This is a genomic window from Mitsuaria sp. MSU3D, assembly GCF_056867975.1.
This window is the reverse complement of sequence record NZ_CP200314.1, coordinates 4,303,568-4,326,818: the sequence shown is the minus strand read 5'-3', so window position 1 is coordinate 4,326,818 and position 23,251 is coordinate 4,303,568. Positions and strand designations below refer to the sequence as shown.

At 70.0% G+C, this 23,251-nt stretch carries 20 protein-coding genes and 1 riboswitch; of the genes, 9 read left to right on the top strand and 11 right to left on the bottom strand.

From position 1 onward, the window contains the following. Nucleotides 1-11 precede the first annotated feature (11 nt). A complete protein-coding gene (locus AC1VNM_RS19010) occupies nt 12-1,115 on the top strand; it encodes a M48 family metallopeptidase (RefSeq protein ID WP_483107935.1) in 1,104 nt (367 codons plus the stop codon). Between the two features lie 3 nt (nt 1,116-1,118). Here the strand turns inward: AC1VNM_RS19010 and AC1VNM_RS19005 are convergent, their stop codons facing one another. Together AC1VNM_RS19005 and AC1VNM_RS19000 are read right to left on the bottom strand one after the other, a co-directional pair. Further along, nucleotides 1,119-4,412, bottom strand: a complete 3,294-nt coding sequence (locus AC1VNM_RS19005; protein WP_483107934.1) for a S9 family peptidase — start codon at nt 4,410-4,412, stop codon at nt 1,119-1,121. A 69-nt stretch (nt 4,413-4,481) separates the two neighbouring features. Continuing rightward, nucleotides 4,482-5,186, bottom strand: coding sequence for an alpha/beta hydrolase (locus AC1VNM_RS19000; protein WP_377159879.1), 705 nt, complete (start codon nt 5,184-5,186; stop codon nt 4,482-4,484). Between the two features lie 184 nt (nt 5,187-5,370). On the opposite strand from AC1VNM_RS19000, the gene AC1VNM_RS18995 reads away from it, so the two are divergent. Continuing rightward, nucleotides 5,371-5,736, top strand: a complete 366-nt coding sequence (locus tag AC1VNM_RS18995) for a PspC domain-containing protein (protein ID WP_377159881.1) — start codon at nt 5,371-5,373, stop codon at nt 5,734-5,736. Nucleotides 5,737-5,884: 148 nt separating this feature from the next. Here the strand turns inward: AC1VNM_RS18995 and AC1VNM_RS18990 are convergent, their stop codons facing one another. Next, nucleotides 5,885-6,535, bottom strand: a complete 651-nt coding sequence (locus tag AC1VNM_RS18990) for a class I SAM-dependent methyltransferase (protein ID WP_483107933.1) — start codon at nt 6,533-6,535, stop codon at nt 5,885-5,887. 110 nt (nt 6,536-6,645) lie between these two features. Between AC1VNM_RS18990 and AC1VNM_RS18985 the strand changes: the two genes are divergently transcribed. The 3 genes from AC1VNM_RS18985 to AC1VNM_RS18975 all read left to right on the top strand — a co-directional run bounded on the left by AC1VNM_RS18985 (nt 6,646) and on the right by AC1VNM_RS18975 (nt 10,680). Continuing rightward, entirely contained in the window at nt 6,646-7,188 is a 543-nt protein-coding gene (locus tag AC1VNM_RS18985; RefSeq protein ID WP_483107932.1) for a hypothetical protein, read from the top strand. Further along, nucleotides 7,185-9,242 carry an alkaline phosphatase gene (locus tag AC1VNM_RS18980; protein ID WP_483107931.1) on the top strand — a complete coding sequence of 686 codons (2,058 nt, stop codon included), beginning with the start codon at nt 7,185-7,187 and terminating at the stop codon, nt 9,240-9,242. The genes AC1VNM_RS18985 and AC1VNM_RS18980 overlap by 4 nt, the downstream gene beginning before the upstream one ends. A 166-nt stretch (nt 9,243-9,408) precedes the next feature. Further along, nucleotides 9,409-10,680 carry a hypothetical protein gene (locus tag AC1VNM_RS18975; protein ID WP_483107930.1) on the top strand — a complete coding sequence of 424 codons (1,272 nt, stop codon included), beginning with the start codon at nt 9,409-9,411 and terminating at the stop codon, nt 10,678-10,680. A 43-nt stretch (nt 10,681-10,723) separates the two neighbouring features. Here AC1VNM_RS18975 and AC1VNM_RS18970 read toward each other — a convergent pair whose 3' ends face one another. The 7 genes from AC1VNM_RS18970 to thiC form a co-directional block, all read right to left on the bottom strand. Further along, on the bottom strand, nt 10,724-11,068 hold the full coding sequence (locus AC1VNM_RS18970) for a type II toxin-antitoxin system ChpB family toxin (RefSeq protein WP_483107929.1): 345 nt from the start codon (nt 11,066-11,068) through the stop codon (nt 10,724-10,726). Beyond that, entirely contained in the window at nt 11,062-11,313 is a 252-nt protein-coding gene (locus AC1VNM_RS18965) for an AbrB/MazE/SpoVT family DNA-binding domain-containing protein (RefSeq protein ID WP_483107928.1), read from the bottom strand. Before AC1VNM_RS18965 ends, AC1VNM_RS18970 begins: the two co-directional genes overlap by 7 nt. Nucleotides 11,314-11,700: 387 nt before the next feature. Continuing rightward, on the bottom strand, nt 11,701-13,425 hold the full coding sequence (locus tag AC1VNM_RS18960) for a bifunctional hydroxymethylpyrimidine kinase/phosphomethylpyrimidine kinase (RefSeq protein WP_483107927.1): 1,725 nt from the start codon (nt 13,423-13,425) through the stop codon (nt 11,701-11,703). After that, on the bottom strand, nt 13,422-14,303 hold the full coding sequence (locus AC1VNM_RS18955) for a thiazole synthase (RefSeq protein ID WP_483107926.1): 882 nt from the start codon (nt 14,301-14,303) through the stop codon (nt 13,422-13,424). Before AC1VNM_RS18955 ends, AC1VNM_RS18960 begins: the two co-directional genes overlap by 4 nt. Before the next feature lies 1 nt (nt 14,304). Next, entirely contained in the window at nt 14,305-14,523 is a 219-nt protein-coding gene (gene thiS, locus AC1VNM_RS18950; protein ID WP_483107925.1) for a sulfur carrier protein ThiS, read from the bottom strand. After that, a complete protein-coding gene (locus AC1VNM_RS18945) occupies nt 14,520-15,656 on the bottom strand; it encodes an FAD-dependent oxidoreductase (RefSeq protein WP_483107924.1) in 1,137 nt (378 codons plus the stop codon). Before AC1VNM_RS18945 ends, thiS begins: the two co-directional genes overlap by 4 nt. A gap of 5 nt (nt 15,657-15,661) precedes the next feature. Beyond that, nucleotides 15,662-17,608 carry a phosphomethylpyrimidine synthase ThiC gene (gene thiC, locus AC1VNM_RS18940; RefSeq protein WP_483107923.1) on the bottom strand — a complete coding sequence of 649 codons (1,947 nt, stop codon included), beginning with the start codon at nt 17,606-17,608 and terminating at the stop codon, nt 15,662-15,664. Between the two features lie 149 nt (nt 17,609-17,757). Continuing rightward, a riboswitch (TPP riboswitch) is annotated at nt 17,758-17,894 on the bottom strand. Between the two features lie 247 nt (nt 17,895-18,141). Between thiC and AC1VNM_RS18935 the strand changes: the two genes are divergently transcribed. After that, nucleotides 18,142-19,002, top strand: a complete 861-nt coding sequence (locus tag AC1VNM_RS18935) for an energy transducer TonB (protein WP_483107922.1) — start codon at nt 18,142-18,144, stop codon at nt 19,000-19,002. Between the two features lie 36 nt (nt 19,003-19,038). Continuing rightward, nucleotides 19,039-20,403: a hypothetical protein gene (locus tag AC1VNM_RS18930; RefSeq protein WP_483107921.1), complete on the top strand. Its 1,365-nt coding sequence runs from the start codon at nt 19,039-19,041 to the stop codon at nt 20,401-20,403. 54 nt (nt 20,404-20,457) lie between these two features. Here the strand turns inward: AC1VNM_RS18930 and AC1VNM_RS18925 are convergent, their stop codons facing one another. Beyond that, complete coding sequence (locus AC1VNM_RS18925) at nt 20,458-21,399, bottom strand: LysR family transcriptional regulator (protein ID WP_483107920.1); 942 nt, start codon at nt 21,397-21,399, stop codon at nt 20,458-20,460. Between the two features lie 152 nt (nt 21,400-21,551). Between AC1VNM_RS18925 and AC1VNM_RS18920 the strand changes: the two genes are divergently transcribed. Then, nucleotides 21,552-22,178 carry an FMN-dependent NADH-azoreductase gene (locus tag AC1VNM_RS18920; RefSeq protein WP_483107919.1) on the top strand — a complete coding sequence of 209 codons (627 nt, stop codon included), beginning with the start codon at nt 21,552-21,554 and terminating at the stop codon, nt 22,176-22,178. 155 nt (nt 22,179-22,333) lie between these two features. Continuing rightward, nucleotides 22,334-23,206, top strand: a complete 873-nt coding sequence (locus AC1VNM_RS18915; RefSeq protein ID WP_483107918.1) for a pirin family protein — start codon at nt 22,334-22,336, stop codon at nt 23,204-23,206. Nucleotides 23,207-23,251: the final 45 nt, after the last annotated feature.

Below are 23,251 nucleotides of genomic sequence, written 5' to 3'. Positions count from 1 at the left end.
CAGGACCCGCCATGAAACCGCAGACCCTCACCGCCACCGCCCGCTGGTTCGACGGCGCCGGGAACCGGCCGCACGAGGTGCGCGTGCGCCTGAGCCGCAACCACTTCGAATTCATGCCGTGGCCGCCGCGCCCGCAAAGCTCGTCGTCGACGCCGCCGTCGGAGGCGGAGCTGGCCGCGTCGCGGCCGTCGATGCCCGGCCTGCGCCGCTACGCCCGCAAGGCGCTGCAGGTCGGCGAATGGTGGCGCGGCCGCCCGACGCCGGTCGGCCTGCCGGACGGCGGCACGGTCTGGCTCCCCGCGGACAGCGCGATGGGACGGGTGCTCGGCGGCCAGTCGCTGATGTCGCTGGTCATCGGCAGCTGGAGCCTGGCCGCATGCGCGCTGGTGGCGCTGATCGCGCTGGTCGTGTGGTTCGACCGCCAGGGCGTGGGGCTGCTGGCGCATGCCGCGCTGCCGCTGATTCCGACGCAGCTGGACGGCGCAGTCGGCAAGCGGGTCGAGGAGCAGCTCGCGGCCACCTGGCTGAAACCGTCCCAACTGCCGGCGCAACGCCAGCAGGCGATCCGCGCGCGCTTCGCCGACATCGCCGGACGCGTGTTCCCGGGCGTGGCCCTGGACGTCCGCTTCGCGCGCCAGGGCGACCGCCCCGGCTTCAATGCGATGGCGCTGCCCAACGGCACCCTCTTCGTCTTCGACGGTCTGGCGGAATTGCTGAGCGAGGACGAGCTGATCGCCGTGCTCGGCCACGAGGCCGGCCATGTGAAGCACCGCCACGCGATGCGCCACCTGGTGCAGGGCGCCGGGCTGCTGTCGGTGGCGGGCGTGGTGATGGGCGACTTCTCATCGGTCGCGGCGGGCACGCTGGCCTCGGTGCAGACGCTGCGCTACTCGCGCGACGCGGAGCGCGAATCCGACGCCGAGGCGCAGCGCCTGATCCTGCGTGAACACCTGCCCAACGAGACGCTGGTCGGCGCGTGGCTCAAGGTGCTGGAGCAGATGCGGCGGGACGGCCGCGTCGACAGCGGCACGGAGTGGCTGTCGATACACCCGCCGATCGGCGAGCGCATCGAGAGCGCCCGGCGCGCGGCGCAGAACGCGGAACCGCCGCGCTGAGACCTACTTGGCGCTCGTCGAGGTTGACGATTCCTGGCCTTTGGCCACGGCGGTCTCCGCCGGCGGCGTCGCCGGTTTGAACTGGCCCATCACGTCGCGCTTGCCCCGTTCGAGGTAGGGCACCGGCTGGTCCATCCACGTGGGCCGCGGACTGCCGAGCAGGTAGTGATCGAAGAACTCGGCCATGTGCACGGTGAAGTGCTTCATGTTGTCGCGGTCGCGCAGACCGTGCTTCTCGCCGTTGTAGTTGAACCAGTACGCCTCCTTGCCCAGGCGGCGCAGCGCGGTGAAGAACTCGATGCCCTGGTACCAGGGCACCGCGTCATCCTCGTCGTTGTGGATCGTCAGGTAGGGCGTGGTGACCTTGTCGACACGGAAGATCGGCGAGTTCTCCAGGTACAGGTCCGGACGCTCCCAGGGCGTGGCGCCGATGCGGCTCTGGCCGTGCTCGTACTGGAACGCGCGGCTGATGCCCGCGCCCCAACGGATGCCGCCGTAGCCGCTGATCATGTTGGCCATCGACGCGCCGGCCTCCGCCGCGCGGAACTGGTTCGTGTGCGTGATCAGGTAGTTGATCTGGTACGCGCCCCAGCTGTGTCCCTGGATGCCGACGCGCTTGGGATCGACGTAGCCCTTGGCGATCTGCTGGCGGATCGCCGGCAGCACCGTGTTCATCGCACTCTTGCCGGGCTGCCCGGTCGTGTAGACGATGTCCGGACGCAGCACCAGGTAGCCGTTGCTGACGTAGCGCGTGACGTTGATGTTCTGCGCCGGCGCGGGCGGGATGTAGCGGTACCGGTTGTCGGTCATCTTCTCGTAGATGTAGACCATCATTGGGTACTGCTTTTTCGGGTCGAAGTCGGCCGGCTTGGCCAGCAACGCGCGCAGCTTCTTGCCGTCGGCGGCGGTGTACTCGACCAGCTCCTGCGTGCCCCAGGCATACCGCGACTGCTGCGGGTTGGCGTCGCTGACCTTCTGCGGCTGCTGGAACGCGAGCGTCGAGGTCCACAGGTCCGGGAACTGCGTGAAGCTCTGCTGCGTGAAGACGATGCGGTCCGCGTCCTTGGCCTTGATCAGGCCGCCGATCATGCGGTCGTCCTGGATCAGCGCCTTCGGCACACCGCCGGTCGCGTCGACGCGGTAGTAGCCGCTGGCGCGCGTGATGTCCTGCGTGCCCGCCAGCGTCAGTGCATCCGCGGGCAGGGGTTTCTTGTCGGCGTCCTCGGGATCGAGCGGCACGACGCGCAACTGCAACTGCTGCTTGCGGCCCCAGCCCTGCGTGAGGTTGCCGGACTGGCCGGTGGCCGGCTGCACGGCCCAGAGGTCGAACTTGTCGTAGACGACGACGCTGTCGTCATCCGCGGTCCAGCCGGCGCTGCCGTAGGGGGAGGGCAGGTCGGGCACGTCGCGGTCGTCGTTGTCGAAGCGCGACTTGATCTTGCCGGTCAGGTCGATGGCGGCGGCGGTGTCGGTGCGCCAAGCCATCCAGCGCGCGGCCGGCGCGTCGAAGCCCAGCACGTAGCGGCCGGCGGGCGACAGCGTCGGCGCATGGCGCAGCTTGCGCGCCAGCGGCCGGGCCGCACCGGTGTTCAGGTCGACGGCATAGGCGTCCATGTAGGCACCTTCCCACGACATCAGCTGGCGATACGGCAGTTCGCTCAGGCCGAGCGCGACGGTGGCGTTCTCGTTGACCTGGATCGTGGGCAGGTCCTTCGTCGCGAGCTGCACGAAGCGCGCCGCGTCGACGTCGTTGCCCAGGTGCACGACCGCGCGGTAGCTGCGCGTGCGCTCCCGCTCGGCCTTGGCCTTCTGCGCCGACTGCAGCTCCGGATCCTTCCAGTGCCAGAGGTCGACCTTCATCGGCTCGGGCGCATCCTTGGGCTCGGGCGCGGGGAGCTCGGCGGTGCCGAGGAACAGGCGCTGGCCGTCCTTGCTGAAGGCAAGCGCGGCGTGCTCGCTCGGTGTCCAGCCGGCGGGCATGCCGGCGGTCTGCGCGCTGACCAGCACCGCGGCGCGCTCCTGGCCGGCCTTCCACAGGAAGAGCTTGAACGGCGTGGGATCGGGCTTGTCGGCCTTCTCGTCCTTCTTCTCGTCCTTCTTCTCCTCCTTGTCGTCGGCCCGCTTCGCCTTCTCCGCGGCCTTGGTCTCGGCGACGTGATCGCGGCTGCTGACGAACGCCAGGCGGCGGCCGGCCTCGTCGAAGCGCACCTGCTTGTAGCTGCCGGCGCCCGACATCACCGCGCGCGCCTGCGTCGGCGCGGCCGGGTCGATCAGGTAGACGCCCTCGCGGGCGGTGTCATCGGGGGCAGGTCTTGCCTCGGCGACGACCGCAGGCGGAACGTCCGATACGGTGGAGGCGCCGGGGACGCCTGGGGCGCTCGATGCCGACGCTGCGGGCACAGCGGGCACAGCGGGCACAGCGGGCACGGCGGGTGCAGCGGGCGCGCTCGGCTTGGACGCGTCCTTCTTCGCCGGTTCCTTGACGGACACGACGTAGGCCAGCAGCGTTCCGCCGTTGTTCCAGGCGAAGTCCGACGCGTCCTTGAAGGTGTTGCGCTGCTTCGTCTCCGCGTCGATCAGCAGCAGGTCGTTGCCAGGGACCTTCTTGGCGGATGGCGCGCCGCCCTCTGCGGGCGCTTCCTGATCACGCGGATTCGCGTCGAGATCGGCATCGATCCCGTCATCCATCTCGGCGTCGACCTTGGCCGGCGCCGCCTTGGCGTCCTTCGAGCCTTCCTTCTTCGCCGGCGCCTCCAGCAACAACGCCAGATGCTGGCCGCCGTCCTTGCCCCAGGCGAAGCGCTTCACGCGGTCGACGGTCTCGACCTTGCCGGTGCTGAGGTCCATCCAGGCCGCGCCGGCCTTGGGCGCGTCGTCGCCCTTCTTCTTGTCCTTCTTGGCCTTGTCGAGCTCGACCCGCGTCGGCTGCACGGCGAAGGCGACGAAGCGCCCGTCGGCGCTGAACTGCGGCGAGGTCCCGCGCGGCGCGCGGTACTCGCGGCCGTCGGCGACGTGGCGCACGACGAGTTCGCCATCGGCCTCCTGCGCCACCAGCGCGTAGGCGATCCACTGCCCGTCGCGGCTCAGCTGCGTGTGCTGGATGCTGCGCCAGGTGGCGTAGACGTCGTGCGTGATCGGCAGCCTGGCGGCGATGGGCTGCGCCACCGAAGCCGCCGCCGCGGCGACCGGCGTGGCGGACTGCGGCGGCGTGGCCGCGGACAACGGTGCGAGCGGCGCCAACGGCAACAGGGCGAATGACAGCGCGGGAAGCGAGGACAGGAGGGACCGGTTGGACATAGGACGGAAGCAGAAGTCGAGGAATTGGGCGGGCAGGCTTCGGGAGCCGAGGGACAGGAGCCGCGCGGATCAGCCGCCGGCTGAGTCCGCGGCGCCCGCGGCGGTCAGCGTCTTCACGAGCCAGGCCTGCAGGTCCTGGATCTCGTCCATGCTGACCTCGTGGGCCATCGGGTACTCGTGCCACTCGACGTCGTGGCCGAGCCGGCGCAGCTCGGCCAGCGACGCGTGCGCGCGGGCCGGCACGACGACGCCGTCGTTGCTGCCGTGCGCCAGGAAGATCGGTGTGTCCGCGTTGGCGGCGTTCCGTTCGGCTTCGGTCGTGCCCAGCACGGGCAGATAGCCGGACAGGCCGACGAGCCCCGCCAGCCGTTTCGGATACCGCAGCCCGGTCATCAGCGTCATCGCGCAGCCCTGCGAGAAGCCCATCAACACGACGCGCTCCGGCGGGATGCCGAACTCGCTTTCCTCGCGGGCGATCAGGTCCTCGATCAGGCGCTGCGACACGCGCAGGCCGTCGGCGTCCTCGCGCTGGCTGAGGTCGCCGTGGCGGATGTCGTACCAGGCGCGCATGCGCATGCCGCCGTTGATGGTGACGGGGATCTCGGGCGCGCTCGGCAGCACGACGCGCAGGCCGCCCAGCGCCAGCACCGGCGACAGGTCCAGGGCCTGGACCACGGGCACGAAGTCGTTGCCGTCGGCGCCCAGGCCGTGCAGCACCAGCAGGCTGAAACGGGGCGCCTCGCGGGTCTGCAGTTCGATGGTTTCGAGGTTCATGGACGGGAATGCTAGTCCGCCGCGCGGCGCCGGTCCTGGGTGGAAACGCCCTGTCGCGCCTCATCCGCTCCGCATCGCGCCCAGATGCAGCCGGTCGCACGCGCCTCGCGGCGGGCCGGGCCGATGCGTAGTCTTCAACCCATCGCATCTTCCGATGCACGACTCTCCGGGAAAGGAGCCCACCATGTCCGACAGCGAAGAACTCAGCCGCCTGGCCGATCTGCATCAACGCGGCATCCTCAGCGACGAGGAGTTCGCCAAGGCCAAGGAGCGCGTGCTGAACGCCAGCGCCCGGTCGTCGAGCTCGACGTCCTATGCGTATGCCACGCCGCATGGCGGCAGCAGCGGCGCGCCGGTGGTGAACGCGATCAACACCTTCCGCCGCAGCCGCGACGACCGCTGGATCGGCGGCGTGTGCGGCGGGCTTGCCCGGCTCAGCGGCCTGGCGGCGTGGTTCTGGCGGATCGTGTTCGTGGCGCTCACGACGTGCGCGGGCGGTGGGGTGCTGCTCTACTTGCTGTTGTGGATCTTTGTGCCGCTGGAGGATTGAGGGAGGCCGCCTGCCTGCGGAGGGTGGGGCGTTGGCCGCCGAGGCATGAGGCCCCGGAGTCAAGCTCCGAAACCTCACGCCTCGCCGTCCCCAACCACCACCGCCCTTCGACGGTTTCGCGACCGAGAACCCCGTGAGGCCGTGAGGGCTAGACCGAGCCGGTCAACACATACGCGGAGGCGAGCCATCGGCGCTCGACCTCCGCGTTCTTCATCCGGGACTCGAGCAGCTTCCATGGGCACTCCAGTCCGTCCATGCGCACGATCGAGTGCATCGCCGCACCAAGCACGAACAGGTTGCTCACCGGCATCCACGGCGGCGCCCAGGCGAGGCCCGCCGCAACGACGCGAGCACCGGGCTTGAGCGCCGAGAAGGCGCGCTCCAGGCCTTCCTCGCTCTGCAGCACATCGTGCGTGAAGAAGAAGAGCGCCGCGTCCGCGCGGCGCCTGCCGAGCACTGACGCGTAGTCCGCGTCCTCCGCGGTGGCCGGCAGGAAGTCGATCGATGCATCGAGGTGATCGACCCGCGCGCGCTGCCGCGCCTGGCGCATCATCGTCTCGCAGGGCTCGACGGCCACCACGCGGCCGGTGCGTCCGACGGCTCGGTTGAGGCCGGGCAGGCTCAGCCCCGTGCCCGCGCCGACGTCGAGCACGGTCTGCCCCGGTTGCAGGCCGAGCAGCGCGATCGCCTCGCGCCGCAGCGGCGCCACCGGCATCAGCTCGTAGTCGTAGACCGGCGCACGGCGCGCGTACAGCGCGTTCAGGGCCTGAAGCCCGGGCCGAGGGTCTGGCGTGTTCATGGACTCCCTTGTGCTGGCGGGCCAGCTTCGCGGCGTGCGACCCGCGGTGTCAAGCAAGAAAAACGGAGCGTCACGGAACCGTCACGCGGGACCGAAAGAATCGCGTCCCTATGTGCGTCCAACTCACCACAGGTACGCGGCTTGCCCGCCGTGCCGCCCGCTCGATCGCCGCGCTGTGCGCCGCGGTCGCCCTTCTGCCCCTCTCCGTGTCCGGGGCACACGCCGGGCCCGCCCCCGCAGATGCGGTGGCCGATCTGAAGTTCGCTCAGTTCTTCAAGTCGCCGATCGGGCCAGCGGGCCTGGAGCTCTCCGACCAGCTGCGCGCCGCCGATGGTCGCGCGGTGCGACTGGTCGGCTACATGGTCGCGCAGGAGCAGGCCAAGCCGGGCCGCTTCTGGCTCACGCCGCGCCCGGTGCGCATGAGCGAACACGCCGACGGCGAGGCGGACGACCTGCCCGCGGCCACGGTCACCGTGCTGCTCGATCCGGCCCAGCGGGACCGCCTCGTCGCCCATCGCAACGGACTGGTGACGCTCACCGGCACGCTGTCGATCGGCCGCGTCGAGGACGAGACCGGCCGCGTGTCCTGGATCCGCCTGCAACTGCCGACCGACGCCCTTTCCGATTCCCCCGACTCGAGCTCCCAACGATGAAACATCTGCCTTCCCTGCTCGCCGGCGCTTGCGCGTTGCTGGCGCTGAGCGCCGCGAACAACGCTGTGGCGGCTCCGACCGTCACCCGCCTGACGCCGCCGAGCGAGCGCTTCTCCAGCGGCCAGCCGGAGCCGGTCATCGCGCGCTTCCTGCCCGGCCAACGCTTCGACCTGCAGGCCACGATCAAGCCGGACGCCGGCCAGCGCATCACCGCCGCGCGCTTCGTGATCGACGGGAAGCCGGTCGACGCGACGGTCGCGTTGCGCGACTGCGCCACCGGCTGCGTGAAGGGCGTGAGCGCCGAGACCGCGATCGCGACGATCCGCGCGGTGAGCCTGGACAAGGCCGGCCGCCATGAGTTCAGCGTCGAGGCCACCCAGTCCGACGGTCAGAAGGTCGCCGCCACCGGCAATTTCGACGTGGTGCCCTTCACCGCGGCGATGGGCCCGAAGGTCAAGAACATCATCATCCTGCTGGGCGACGGCATGGGCGCCGCGCAACGCACCGCGGCCCGCATCGTCAAGGGCGGCTACGCGCAGGGCAAGGTGATCAACCCGCTGGCGATGGACACCTTCCCGGCGACCGGCATGGTGAAGACGGCGTCGTTGAACTCGGTGGTGACGGACTCGTCGCCGGGCATGACGTCCTACGTCTCGGGCAACAAGAACAACAACAATGAAGAAGGCGTGTTCCCCGACGACACCGTCGAGCCCTTCGACAACCCGCGCATCGAATACCTGTCGGAGTACCTGCATCGCACGCAGGGCAAGGCGCTGGGCATCGTGACGACGGCCGACGTGTTCGACGCGACACCGGCTGGCAACGCAGTGCACACGAGCAACCGCGGCGCGGGCACCGGCATCGTCGACCAGTTCTTCGACGACCGCTCGCGCACCGGCCTGACGGTGCTGCTGGGCGGCGGCCGCAAGTGGTTCCTGCCCGCGGGCACGGCGGGCTCGGAGCGCGCCGAGGGCAACGACTACGCGTTCTCGTCGACCGACCCGCACACGTCGGAGATCGTCAAGCGCTGGGGCGCCGCGCCGGGCGCGAAGGACAAGGGCCGGGACCTGATCCAGGAGTTCCAGACCGCCGGCTACCGCTACGCGCCGACGAAGACCGAGCTCGAGGCCGCCACGGCGGGCGCGGGCGCCGACAAGCTGCTGGGCCTGTTCGCGTTCTCCAACATGAACGTGGCGCTGGACAAGATCGACGGCCGCCGCGGCGCGAAGAAGGGCCTGGCGGGCGGCAGCGTCGTCGACGACTACGGTTTCCCCGACCAGCCGATGCTCGACGAGATGGCCAAGGCCGCGATCGCGACGCTGAAGAAGCAGTCCAAGGGCTTCGTGCTGATGATCGAGGGCGCCTCGATCGACAAGCAGGCGCACAACATGGACAGCGAGCGCTGGATGCTCGACACGATCGAGTTCGACCGGGCCGTGCAGGTCGCGCAGGATTTCGCGCGCGAGAACGGCGACACGCTGGTCATCGTGACGGCGGATCACGAATGCTCGGGCGCGGCGCTGATCGGCGGCTCGATGCTGACCGACCAGGCGCTGCTGGACGCGGCGACGAAGAAGGGCGCGGCCAACCTGCGCGACAAGGTCGTCGGCGTGTACGAGAAGGCGGGCTTCCCGCGTTACCGCATCGCCGCCGACGGTTATCCGGAAGCGACCGACATCGACTACCGCCTGCTGGTGGGATACGGCGCGAACGCGGACCGCTACGAAGACTGGCGCACCAACGCGACGCCGCTGCGGGATTCGCAGCAGCCGCTGGCCAAGTCCGAGCCGCTGAAGTGGTACCCGGCCAACGCCGCCGAGCGCGACGACGCGACGGGCGAGTTCCTGGTCACCGGTCAGGTGCCCGGCGAGCAGGCGGTGCACACGGCGACGGACATTCCGCTGTCGGCGTTCGGTCCGGGCGCGCTGGCGTTCACCGGCGTCATCGACAACACGGACGTGTTCTTCAAGCTCGCGCAGGCGGCGGTGAAGGGCGCGACGGCGCCGGCGGATGCAACCGGCGCGAAGCGGCCGGCGAAGGTCACCAAGCAGTGATCGTCATCGCCCGGCAGGGACTTCAATGGCGGGGCCCGTAAGCCCCTGTCCTGCGCAACTCGACACTGCGCAGCTCGCAGACAACCGCGACGAAATCTGCGAGGCGGCGAACCAGAGGGGACAAGTTCCGACAAATGAACTTGTCCTTTTTTTTGCCGCTTTCGCCATGAGAACTTCGCACAACACCAATGCCAGCCCGCCAGCAGCGATCACGCCGATCATCGAGGCGCACGGCATTGAAGTCGGGGCCGCAGCGCCAGCCGGTGAGGCGTCGACATCGCCACGCATCAGTTTCCGCGGCGACATGCCCCTGGACGACTTCATTCGCGAGCAGGGTCCGCAAGCCGTCGCCCAGGTCGTGTCCGTCTGTGAACGGCTGTCCGCCGTCGCCGACGCTGCCAAGGTGCCGGGTCTCCGACAAGCGCTTCAACGCGAGGTGGTTGATCCGCTGTCCGATCTACGGGCCCCGCATATCGGTGTCCGGCTGGGTTATCAGAAGCTGGCCCTGGAAACATTGCTCCGTCGCCTCGAAGGCCCGGGGGTGGACGGCGAGCGACGCGCCGAGGTCTTGAAGAAGCTGGAACAGCGCCTTCGCCTGCCAGGGTTCGATGTGGCTTCCACGATCCTGAAGGCGTCTCGCTTCAGCTTGAGCCATCCGCTGTCCGCTTGGCACAAAGAGCGGGCCACGTGCAAACGGCAGGGGGCCATCCTCAACTTCGCGATTCGCGCGCCAATTGCCGTGGGGCGCTCACAGCACGACGTCGTCGGGTACGCGAACGCTTTGAGCCAACGTCTGGAAGTTCCCGAGATGGTCCCCCATCCTCGACTTCCCCGCGGCATGGCCGTCAGCGACGACATGGCCAACCGTTGCTTCCTGGCGATGGAGACGGCGGCCAACAAGATTCCCAAGATCGCTCAGGAGATGGCTGCTTTTCACCTGCCACTTCTTCCCGCGCCCGTCCCGGGGAACCTGCGAAGTCTCGACGTCTCGGACATTGATCAATTGGAACGCCTCGCAGAAGCGCTGTACGCGGATCCACTGGGCGACGTGGTTGCGAAAGGCATCGAGTTGGTCGGCCCGCAAGATGGGCGGCATTTCAGCGCCGATCCATCGACGCTGGCCTACCACTACTGGCAAATCCTGAAAGGGCTGGGCGAAGGCGGCGAGGAAGTTCCCGAGACGCTCTGGCAGGGACCGGACGAAGCGGGGAAGCCGATGCGTATCGTTCAGGTGGACGACGCCTTTGTAGTCAGCATCGTCGACGCAGGTCCGGATCAAAGGGTGCGGGGCATCAGCGAAAGGGATGCGGACCAGCTTGAACAGAGCGTCGGCTTTGCTTCGCTGCCGCCGAAGACGCGCGGACTGATCACCGACGCGCTGAGGCGGTCGATCGCGCCGACACCGTCACGGGAGGCCCGAGAGCTACGGTGGCAATGAGCGCGACAGACCCTCTTCGGCTGCTGCACCGTCGCTGTCGAAGTCACTGCAACAGGCCTGACAGCCGTGCCAGCGCCTCGTCGATGACCTCCATGGGCACCTGCTCGATGCGTCGCGTCTTGCGCGCGTGGAGGTCCAGCATCCGGATCTTGTTGACCAGCGCCGCGCCCTGCGTCTTGCATCCTGTGCCGGTCAAGGTCACGGCGAAGCCAGCATGACGAGCGAAGTCGCCTCCCTGCGTGATGGGCGCCACCAGGACGTCTCCGAGCGCGTTGAACTCCTTGGTCGTCAGGACCAGGGCGGGGCGTGTCCCGCGCTGTTCGAGTCCCAGCGCGGGATCGAGAGGCACCGCGACGATATCGCCTCGGTCAAAGACTTTCCTCACCACGCTTCACCGCCTTCCGGCTTCATGCGATCCCAGTCCGCCATGACCGCCGGTGGCGCTGCGGAGAGATCGCACTGGGCAATCATCTCGGCCAGCGTGTACTTGCGTTTCGGGGTCAGGACGATGCGACGGTCGGACGTGGTCTCCAGCGTCAGGGCATGACCCGCGGCCAGACCCAGGTTGCGGAGCACGGTCGGCGGGAGGATCAACGCGGTACTGTTTCCCATTTTCTTCAACACCACTTCCATGAGCGCCTCCCTTCCATTGCAGCCTGGGTCGGATTCTAGAAGGGCGATGCAGTTGACGTAAAACAAAGTTGTACGTCCGTTGCAACGCCGGGCGACCCTTCGGAGGCAGTGGAAGGAGATGACGATGTGGGCCGCCCGGCGTGCATCGAACGAGCCCAGATCCTGCACCCGAGACCGGCAGTTGGAAATCGCGCCAAGGGGGGCACTCCAAATGGCGAGACGCAGGAGCGACATCCCTCCTCGCATTTCTCATACCGGGAAACCTTGGCAACACTGCCCCGTTTGCGGCGCGTGGATCGAGCGGCGATCGCGGCGATCGCCGTCATCCACCACCCAACGCCCGCACCAGCGCCAGCCGGTTCTCCAACTCGCTCTGCAGGATGCGGATCAGGTCGTTGTCCTGCGCGAAGAGCTTGCGCCGCGCGTCGATGACTCAGAAGCAGGTGACGACAAGCGCCCCTTCGCCACCATCTCCTCCGCCGCCCGCACCAGGCACATGGCCGTCGCCCCGGCGGCCAGGCCGGCGCGCCACTGGCGCTCCTCCAGCACGCCGCCGATGCCGACCACCGGCACGCCCGCCATGCGCGCCCACCAGCGCAACTGCGCCAGCCCTTGCGGCAGCCACGGCATGTCCTTGGTCGTCGTCGGCCACAGCGGGCCGCAGGCGATGTAGTCCGGCGCCACGCCGCGCGCGCGGGCGAGCTCCCACAGGCTGTGGCTCGACAGGCCCAGGCGCACGCCGTGCCGCGTGCGGCGCTGCTGAAGATCGTCGCGGTCCTCGCCGCCCATTCCCGCCCAGTCCTCCTGGCCGAGGTGCAGCGCCCGCGCGCCTTCGTCCAGCGCCAGCCGCCAGTGGTCGTTGATCCACAAGCTCGCCGACCGGCCCGCCATGTCGCGCACCGCCTCGCGGATCGCCGAGCGCAGCGCCTCGTCATCGGTCGACGGGCCCCGCTTGATGCGCAGCTGCACATGCTCGAACTGGCCGCTGAGCGCCAGCGCCGCCACGCGTTCCGCTCGGTCCGTGATCGCGTACAGACCGGTGGCGAAGGGCGGCGGACGGCGCGACGCCGGCCACATCACCTCGCGCCAGCGCGTCAGCGTCGCGCGATCGGGTGCCGTCTCGTCGTCGAAGCCCATCACGGGCATCGCGCGGGGATCGTCCACGAAGCGTCGGTCCGGGCGCAGCGGTCCCGCGCCCGCGCCCGCCGCGTGGCCGTCGCGCAGGGCGCTCCAGGTGAGCATCTTCGCGAGGATCACCGCGTCCGGCACGGCGAAGCCGCGCGCCAGCGCGGCGGCCGCTGCGGTCGCGAAGGTGCAGCCGCTGCCGTGGTGATGCGGCGGTCCGCCGTTGCGGCCGGACAGGCGCGGCAAGGCGATCCATCCCGTCGCCAGCGGACTGTCCAGCCAGTCCATCGAGAGCCCGTCGACCTGCGCCGCATCGTCGCCGCCGGTGATGCAGACCGCCTGCGCGCCCATTCCGCGCAGCATCGCGGCCAGTTCCGGCACCGGCAACTGGCCCGTCGCGACGCCGAGCAGCCGTTCCGCCTCGCGCCGGTTCGGCGTGATCAGCGCCGCGCGCGGGACCAGTTGATGGCGATAGGCGCCGAGCAGGTCGTCGTCGCAGAACGCCGCGCCGCCCGCGCTCGCGCCGAGGACCGGATCGACGACCAACGGGGCCTCGCCGATCTGCGCCAGCAAGGCGTCCACCGTCGCCGCGCTCGCGAGCAGGCCGGTCTTGACGACGCGCGGCGGCAGGTCCTGGCGCAGGGCGCTCAGCTGCGCTCGCACCTGGCTGGCGGGAAGCGGGAACACCGCGTTCACGCCTTGCGAGTGCTGCGCCGTGACGGCCGCGACGATGGGGCAGAGATGAACGCCCATCGCCGCCGCCGCGCGCGTGTCGGCGCTCAAGCCCGCGCCGCCGCCGCTGTCGGTGCCGGCGACGCTCCAGATGACCGGCGGCGTCGGATCGTCGGTCCACGGCGTCAGGGTCAGCAGGTCCGGATCGATCGTCGCGGCCCAAGGTCCCGGCAGGCTCGGATGCGGCACGGCCGGCGACGGGCGGGCCATCGCGGCGGACTCGCGCCGATCGCCGTGTTCGTTCTGCCCGTTCATGCGTCCCCCAGCAGGAAGGCATGGCCGCCGACCGGCGTGGTCGCAACCGCGAAGGCCTGCGGCGCCATCAGGCCCGCGCGGAAGGCTTGCCGACCCGCGCGCACGGCGTCGGCGAACGCGCCCGCCATCGCCACCGGATCGGCGGCCTGCGCCACCGCGCTGTTCAGCAGCACCGCGTCGAAGCCCAGCTCCATCGCGCGCGCGGCCTGCGACGGGGCGCCCAGGCCCGCGTCGATCACCAGCGCGGTGTCGGGCAGGCGCTCGCGCAGCGTGCGCAGTCCGTGCAGGTTCAGCAGTCCCTGGCCCGATCCGATCGGCGCTCCCCACGGCATCAGCAGCGGACAGCCGGCATCCAGCAAGCGCCGGCCGAGGATCAGGTCCTCCGTGCAGTAGGGAAAGACGACGAAGCCCTCGCGCACGAGTTCGGTCGCCGCGGCGACCAGCTCGAACGGATCGGGCTGCAGCGTGTGGTCGTCGCCGATGACCTCGAGCTTGATCCAGGCCGTGCCGTAGAGCTCGCGCGCCATGTGGGCGAGCTGCACCGCCTCACGCGCGCTGCGGCAACCCGCGGTGTTGGGCAGCAGCCGCGCGCCCTGCTCGCGCCCCACCGCGAGGGCCTGCGCCAGCGCGCCGTTGTCGCCCGCCTGCAGCGTGCGCTTGAGGCCGACGGTCAGCAGCTGCGAGCCGGACGCGCGGATCGCGTCGCACAGCGTCGCGGGGCTGGGGTAACCGGCCGTGCCGAGGAAGAAGCGGCTGTCGAGCGCGACGCCGTCGATCAGCAGCGGATCGTCCGTTTGAAGATGCGGCGGTGACGGATGGGGCACTCCTGGATCGACGGATTGCGGATCGGTGGACTGGGCAACGGTGGTGAGCAGCATGTCAACCTCCGACGATCGGTTGGAAGAAGAGCACGACGTCGCCGTCGTTGAGCGCCGTGCCCGCGCGCGCGTCTCGGGCGACGAAGCGGCCGTTCAGCGCGGTGGCCACGGCGTCGGCCTCGCGTCGTTCGAGTTCGAGCAACTGCGCCAGCGTCGCGCCGGCGGGCATCGCCACGGCGCGGTCGTCGAGCCGCACGGTGATCGGGGGCGGGGTGGTCATGGGGAGGTCTCCAGGAGAGGGACGGCCAGCCCGGCGTCGTCGAGCAGCCGCTCGACCAGCGCCGGCGCGAGCAGCCAGCCATGGCGGTACAGGCCGTTGAGCCGCAGCAGGCCGGGCTCGTGATGGGTGAAGGGCAGGTTGTCCGGCAGCGCCGGCCGGAGATGCCGATCGAGTCGCACGATGCGTGCCTCCGACAACGCCGGCAGCACGCTCTGCGCCGCGGCCATCAGCTCGACGGCGGAGCGCAGCGAGACGGGGCTGCGGTCCTCGCTCTCGATCTCGCTGGCGCCGACCACGAGCTCCTCGTCGGAGCGCGGCACGAGATAGACGCGATGCCGCGGATGCAGCAGCCGGACGGGCCGGCGCAGACCGTGAGCGGGCAGCGAGAGCGTGATGATCTCGCCGCGCACGCCGCGCAGCGGCAGCGGCGGCCGAGCGCCGAGTCCGCGCGCATCGATCGCCCAGTCGCCGCGCCAGCGCCCGCCGTCGGCGAAGTGCAGTTCGCCGGGCAACACCTGGTCGACCGCCCGCGCCCAATGCCAGCGCGCGCCTGCCGCGCCGTCGTGCAGCGCGGCCATCGCGGGTATCGGCGCGATCAGGCCCTCGCGCGGCAGCAGCCATCCCCGCAGGCCCGGCGCGAGCATCGGCTCATGCGCGCGCAGCGCGTCCGCATCGAGCGGCTCCGCGCCCGGCATGCGCATCAGCGCGCGCTGGGCCGCACCGAGGTCCGCGCGATGCGACAGCAGCAGGCTGCCGTCGATGCGCAGTGGCACCGGCCGCGACGCTGAACTCGACCCCGAGCTCGAGCCAGAGCCAGAGCCAGAGCCAGAGCTAGAGCTAGAGCTAGAGCCCGAGCCCGAGCAGGACGCCGGTCGCGACAGCGCCGCGACGATGCCCGGCCACAGCGCCAGCGAGCGCCAGCCCAGGGCGGCGATCTCCGCGCCGCCCTGTTCCTGCTCGGCGAGCGGACTCAGCATGCCGGCGGCGCTGAACGCGGCCGCGCCGTGCGCGTCGAACGCAGGCCCGGGGCCGGGCGACGCGTCGAAGACCTCGACGCGATGTCCGGCCCGCGCGAGCGTCCACGCCAGCAGCCGTCCGGCGAGCCCCGCGCCGGCGATGGCGATCGCGGCCATCGCGCTCAGGCCTGGCGGATCGGGATGTAGAGCTCGCCGCCGCCGGCGAGGAACTCGGCGCTCTTCTCCCGCATGCCGGCTTGCGCCTCGGCATCCGCCGCATGGCCGCCATGACCGCCATGGCCGTCGGCCTCGCCGTTCGCCGCCAGCTGCGCGCTGTACTCCCGCACGTCCTGCGTGATCTTCATCGAGCAGAACTTCGGTCCGCACATCGAGCAGAAGTGCGCCACCTTCGCGCTGTCCTTGGGCAGCGTCTCGTCGTGGAACTCGCGCGCCGTCTCGGGGTCGAGGCCGAGGTTGAACTGGTCCTCCCAGCGGAACTCGAAGCGCGCCTTGGACAGCGCGTCGTCGCGCGCCCGGGCCGCCGGATGGCCCTTGGCGATGTCGGCCGCGTGCGCCGCGATCTTGTAGGCCATCAGGCCCTGCTTGACGTCGTCGCGGTCGGGCAGACCCAGGTGCTCCTTGGGCGTCACGTAGCACAGCATCGCGCAGCCGAACCAGCCGATCATCGCGGCGCCGATGCCGCTGGTGATGTGGTCGTAGCCCGGCGCGATGTCCGTGGTCAACGGGCCCAGCGTGTAGAACGGCGCCTCGTCGCAGTGCTTGAGCTGCTCGGTCATGTTGGCCTGGATCATGTGCATCGGCACATGCCCGGGGCCTTCGATCATGGTCTGCACGTCGTGCTTCCACGCGACCTTGGTCAGCTCGCCCAGCGTGCGCAGTTCGGCGAACTGGGCCTCGTCGTTGGCGTCCGCCAGCGAGCCCGGCCGCAACCCGTCGCCCAGCGAGAAGCTGACGTCGTACGCCTTCATGATCTCGCAGATCTCCTCGAAGTGCGTGTACAGGAAGTTCTCGCGGTGATGCGCGATGCACCACTTCGCCAGGATCGAGCCGCCGCGCGACACGATGCCGGTGCGGCGCTTGACCGTCATCGGCACGAAGGGCAGGCGCACGCCGGCATGGATGGTGAAGTAGTCGACGCCCTGTTCGGCCTGCTCGACCAGCGTGTCGCGGAACAGCGCCCAGGTCAGGTCCTCGGCCACGCCGCCGACCTTCTCCAGCGCCTGGTAGATCGGCACGGTGCCGATGGGCACGGGGCTGTTGCGCAGGATCCAGTCGCGCGTCGTGTGGATGTTGCGGCCGGTGGACAGGTCCATCACCGTGTCCGCGCCCCAGCGCGTCGCCCACACGAGCTTCTCGACCTCTTCCTCGATGCCCGAGCTCACGGCCGAGTTGCCGATGTTGGCGTTGACCTTGACCAGGAAGTTGCGGCCGATCGCCATCGGCTCGACTTCCGGGTGGTTGATGTTGGCCGGGATGATGGCGCGGCCGCGGGCGACCTCGTCGCGGACGAACTCGGGCGTGATGATCCCGGGGATCTGCGCGCCCAGGCCCTGGCCGCGCAGGCGCTGCTCGCGCTCGGTGTCGGACAGGTACTCGTGCATCCAGGCGCGGCGGCCGTTCTCGCGGATGGCGACGTATTCCATCTCGGCGGTGACGATGCCGCGTCGCGCGTAGTGCATCTGCGTCACGTTGGCGCCGGACTTCGCCCGGCGCGGCGGACGCGTCAGCGCGGCGCTCTGCGCGCGCAGCGCCTGCTGCTGCGCGGCCTCGCGCAGGCCGTCGTCGAAGAGCTGGATGGCGCGGCCGGTGTAGGGCTCGGTGTCCCCGCGCGACTCGACCCACGCGGCGCGTGTCGTCGGCAGGCCGCGGCGCACGTCGGTCTCGACGGCGGGATCGGTGTACGGGCCCGAGGTGTCGTACACCGTCAGCCGTTCGCCGTTGGTCAACGCGATCTCGCGCAGCGGCACGCGCAGTTGCGGATGCAACACGCCGGGCTCGTGCGTCTTGGTCGACGCGGGCAGCGGCGCGCGGCTGGCGGCGAGGCGGTCGTGGAAGGCGGCGGCGGCCGGGGGCAGGTCTTGCTGCAGGTCAGGCGTCGAGTCGGGCATCAGGGTCTCCGGTTGGGCGCCGGAGGCTGGACTGACGGGGACGTTCGGACGTTCGGAACAGACCCCTTCCTGGGCGGGGCGCACGGGCGCGGTGCGGGACCGCTGGGCGTTGGTGCGGGCCTGGGGGGCTCGCGATTCGCCGAGGTGCGCCTGGAAGGGCGGGCTCTTCTTACGCCGGTACGAACCGGATCAAGTTCAGCGGGTCCACGGCTTCATCGCCATGTCTCAGCCCGTGCCGGCGATGCGCGAAACGCGTCGTCGACCCAGGGCTCCCCGGAGCAGGCGCGCAGTATAGGTCCGGTCGCGCGCGGCGCGGCGCGGATGTGAATTCCTCGACGGAACCCCGACGCCATGGGGCTTCCAGGCCGCTGTTACATCCTGATTCCGGGGAAACACCGAGGGGGATGCACCCAGGTGACTTCTTACACTGCGGCGCTCATGCCGGGGCGCGAAAGAACCACAGCAACAAGCAGTAGACAAGACCGGCGTTGTCTCCAAAAGAGAGCAACCAGCGCAATCGAGAGGGTGGAGTGATGAGCAGCCGTAGTCTCCCGAGCGTCCGACGCCGTGGCCTGGTCGCGTGCCAGGTGTTGACCCAGGCCCTGACCTGGGGTCTGGTCGCGATGACCGCGCACGCGCAGACCGCGCAACCCGCGCAGACAGCACCGACCGCGGCGGCCACGTCGGCCGCGCCGGTCGATCCGAAGGCGGCCTTGAGCGACGTCGACCGCGCCAAGCGCGATGCCGACAAGGTGTTCCAGTGGATCAAGTTCCACGCGGAGAAGGGCGAGAAGAAGCCCGCGCACGAAGCCAAGGCCGAGGCGCCCAAGCCGGTCGCCCGGCCCGTGGCCACGGCCGCGCCGGCCGCCGCGCCCGTGGCGCGTCGACAGGACCTGGACCCCGCCGCCGAGCGTGCGCTCGCGACCCGCAATGCCGCGCCCGATACGGCGCCGGTGCCAGTCGTTGCCACGGCGTCGCCCGCGCCCGCGGCGATCGGTCAGTCCGCCGCGCAGACGATCGCGCCGCCGACGCCCGTGCCGCAGCCGATGTCGGAAGCGCCGGCGCCGCAGGTCGTGTCGATGGCGGCACCGTCGACCGCCGCGCCGGCCGGCAAGGCGCCCGAGCCGGAGCCCGACGACGAGCCCGTGCCGCTGAAACTGCTGCGCAAGGTCGATCCCGAGTACCCCCGCTCCTTGCTGGCGCAGCAGCGCGCCGGCTCGGTGCTGGTGCAGTTCACGGTCCGGCCGGACGGCTCGGTCGATGGGGCGCAGGCCTTGCGCTCGCCGGATCGCAAGCTGAGCACGGCCGCGATCAACGCGGTCAAGCAGTGGCGCTTCGGACCCATCCCGGCGCCGCGTCAGGTCAGCGTGGAGATCGGCTTCCAGGTGGAGTGACGCCCCGGCGATCGAAGACGTGAACCGCGAGGGGGTGTGCAGCGCACCAACCCCTCCTTGTTCATGCTTCCTGGGGTGTTCGCCGTGTATCCATCGTTCTCTCAATCGCCGCCGTTCCTGAGCTTCGACTGGCCGTTCCCGTCGACCACGCCGTCGGAGGTATCCGCTCGCAGCGACGTGAACGGACCGGCGCGCGATGAGTTGTCCGTCCTCTTCCGCCGGCTGACGGCGTCGCTTCCGGTGACGGGCCCGCATGCGGACGTGACGCAGGCCATCGGACGACAGGCGGCGGGGTGGACCGATCCGCGCTCGGCCATGGGCCCTGCGCAGGCGCAGATGTCGGGTGCCGGCAAGCGCCTGCTGGTCGAGTTGTGCCAGGCCCTGGAGGCCAATCCGCAGCCCGACATCCAGGCCTTGGCCTGCCACCCTCTGCGTGCCGGCTTCGTGCCCGGTACGGACCTGGATCCGCGCGCCGTCACGGCGATCGGACGGGCGCTCTCCGCGGTGATCGCCGCCAACGATCCGGACCTTGCGTTGCGTCGCCGCGAGCAGGCCCTGTCGAAGCTGGAGGCCTGGGCGCGCACCTGCAGTTTCCCGGGTGTCACGCCGGCCGACGTGGCGCGGAGTTTCCTGCAGTATCTCGGCTTCGACGAGACGTCCAAGGTCTCCGCCAAGCGCGAGTTCTGTGCGATGTCAGCCGATGCCCAGACATGCGACGCGGCCGCTGCGGCCTGTGCGGGGCTCCTGCCACGGCGCCCGGACTCCTCGGTGCCCGAAGAATACTTGCATGAACGCGTCGAGGAACTGCGCCAGCTGGCCGTCCAGCTCGGCGTCGGGCCGGTGGAATCGCTTGACCGGTTCATCGAACGATTCGCCGGGCGCAGTCCGACAGGCGGGCAGGTCGACCCGGTAGGCAATCTGCATCGCTTCGGGTTGGAGGCGCTGAAGCACCTGTGCTCGCGGGCGAAGGAACGGGGCTGGAAAGAGGAGGGCAAGGTGCGTGACGTGCTCGAGCGCGTGCTGCATGGCATCGGAAGCGCCGAGGAACCCGCGGCGCTTCTGCTGAGCGCCCTCCGATACCGTCTGCCCAGGTTGGATATCCGGCCCGGCGACAGTGATGTGGAGGATCAGGCTCGTGTGCGTGTGATCCGCGATGCCGTTGAACGCAGCGCCGAAGGACCGCTGATGAACTGGTCGGCGCGGGAACGAGAAGCCCTCGTCGAATCGGCGGTGGCCAAGGTGGCGGAGCTGCTGGGGATTGCCCTGAGCGTGCCCGAAAGCCAGTGGTCGACGACCTCGGGACTCATCGATGTCTCGACGGACAACCTGGCGGCGCTGCTCCAGAAGACGCGCATAGAGGCCGGACGTGCCGTCGACCGGCGGTCCTCTCATCGTCATTGACGACCCTGGGTGCGCGGCCGTCCAGGTCGCGGCGCTTCGGACCGCTGCCGGCGCCTACATCCCGTACATCGCCGCCTGATCGAACGGCGTCAGCGCCGCGGCCATCGCGTCCAGGAACAGCCGCGTGCGCAGCGGCATCAGGCGGCGCTGCGGGAACACGGCCCAGCAGGTCGACGGCTCCGCGCACCAGGCCGGCAGCACGCGCAGCAGCTCGCCGCGGTCGACGAAGGCCTGCGCATACTGGTTGCCGACCCAGGTGATGCCCAGGCCCGCGCGGGCCATCTGCAGCAGCATGTCCGGCGCGTTGACCAGCGTGCGGCTGTCCGGCACGCCGACCCATTCGATGTGCTGGTCCGCCTGTCCGTCGACGATGCCGAACAGGCGCCAGGGCAGGGGCTCGCCGGCGCGGCTCAGGATCATCAGGCCGTGCATGCTCAGCAGACCCTCGGGCAGTTGCGGCTCGCCGTGCCGTTGCAGGTAGTCCGGCGAGGCATACAGGCCGCTGCTGAACATCGCCATGCGCCGGGCCGCCAGTTGGCTGTCCGGCGGCAGCTGGCCCATGCGCACGGCGATGTCGAAACCTTCGGCGATCAGGTCCACGCGACGCGGTGACAGGTCCAGCTCCAGCTGCACCTCCGGATAGTCGCCGACGAAGCGGCTCAGCATCGGGATCAGCATCTGGTTGGCGAAGTCCGCCGGCATCGACACCCGCAAGCGCCCCGTCGGCCGCTGCTGCCGATGCAGCGCCAGCGCGAGCGCGCCGTCCACCTCGCCCGCCAGCACGCGCGCATGCTCCAGCACGCCCTGGCCGAACTCGGTCAGCGTCAATCGCCGCGTGCTGCGCTGGAGCAGCTTCTCGCCCAGCCGCTCCTCCAGCGCCGCGATCCGGCGCGACACCGTCGACTTCGGCAGTTGCAGCCGCTCCGCCGCGCGGCTGAAGCTGCCGCTTTCGATCACGCGGGCAAAGACCAGCAGGTCGTCGGCATCGAGGCTCATGGACGAGGTGCTTTCAAGGCAATTGGATTGTTCGTTGAATGGAACAATCTTATCCAGTACGACGTCTTCCGGTGCCGGCAGGGGATCAATAGAGTTCACTCCATCCCATCACACCCCGGCTGATCCAGCCGAAACGCCCGGAGAAACGCACCATGAACATCCTCCAGATCAACTCCAGCGCCCGCCGTCTGCATGAGGGCCAAGGCTCGGTCTCGACCCTGCTGGCCAACGAAGTCGTCGCCCAGCTGGTGGCCCGCAATGCCGGCGCCACGACGGTCGTCCACGATCTGGCGGTGCGCCCGCTGCCCGCGATGGACGAGGCCACCCTCGGCGCGCTGTTCACGCCGGCCGACGCCCGCACCCAGGCGCAGACCGACCGCGTGGCCTTCAACGACCAACTGATCGCCGAGCTGAAGGCCGCCGACGTCATCGTGCTGACCGCGCCGATGATCAACTTCGGCGTGACCTCGCAGCTGAAGAACTGGATCGACGCGGTCGCCCGCGCCGGTGCCACGTTCAAGTACGGCGCCAACGGCCCCGAAGGGCTGGTGACCGGCAAGCAGGTCATCGTCGTCAGCACGCGCGGCGGTGTGTACCGCGGCCAGCCGGCGGACAACATCGTTCCCTACCTGCAGCTGACGCTGGGCTTCCTCGGCATGACCGACGTGAAGTTCGTGCTGGCCGAAGGCCTGAACATGGGCGAGGAAGCCGCGGCCAAGGGCCTGGCCACCGCCCGCGAAGAAATCGCCGCGCTGTTCGGCGAAACGCAGCCGGCTTGATCGCCGAGACGGTGGCGTAACCGGCCTGATAGACCGCGCGCGCCCTCCACGGGGCATGGGGGATCCCTCCTGGACCCCCAAGCCCCATGCCGGGCCGGCAGCACCCGCTGACGGCCGGCACAGACATTCATCGACACCTTGGAAAGGAATCCATCATGACCGCCGCCACCCCTGTCACCTCTCTTCGGACGCCCCGCCAGGTCGAGCGCCTGGTGCAGGGCAGGGCCACCAGCGACGGCGCCGGCGTCAAGCTGACGCGCGTGCTGACGCAGGACCTGCAGCGGCGCCTGGATCCTTTCCTGATGCTGGATGCCTTCGGCACGGACAACGCCGACGACTACATCGCCGGCTTCCCCGACCATCCGCATCGCGGCTTCGAGACCGTGACCTACATGCTCGAGGGCCAGATGCGCCATCGCGACTCGGCGGGCCATGAGGGCCTGCTCGGTCCCGGCGGCGTGCAATGGATGACCGCCGGCCGCGGCGTGGTGCATTCCGAGTTGCCCGAGCAGCAGGAAGGCCGCATGGAAGGCTTCCAGCTGTGGCTGAACCTGCCCGGCCGCGACAAGATGCGCGACCCCTGGTACCGCGACATCGCCAGCGCCGAGATCCCCGAGCTGACGCTGCCGGGCGCGACGGTCCGCGTGATCGCGGGCGAGAGCCACGGCGTGGCCGGCGCGATGCAGCGCGACGTCACGTTGCCGATCTACCTCGACGTGCATCTGGAACCAGGCGCGACCTTCGAGCAGGCGCTGCCGGCGACGCACAACGCGTTCCTGTACGTGTACCGCGGGGCGCTGCGCTTCGACACTGGCTGCTTGGTGCCGAGCGGCCGCATGGCGATCCTCGCCAACACGGCCGGCTCCGATGGTGCGCGACTGACGGCCTCCGATGAAGGCGCCCGCGCGATCCTGATCGCGGGTCAACCGCTCGGCGAACCGATCGCGCAGTACGGTCCGTTCGTGATGAACACGGAAGGCGAACTGCTGCAGGCGGTTCGCGACTTCCAGGCGGGCAAGTTCGCCTGAGGAAGGGGCCGGTGCCGAGGGTTCGGTACCGGTCCGCTTGTCGCC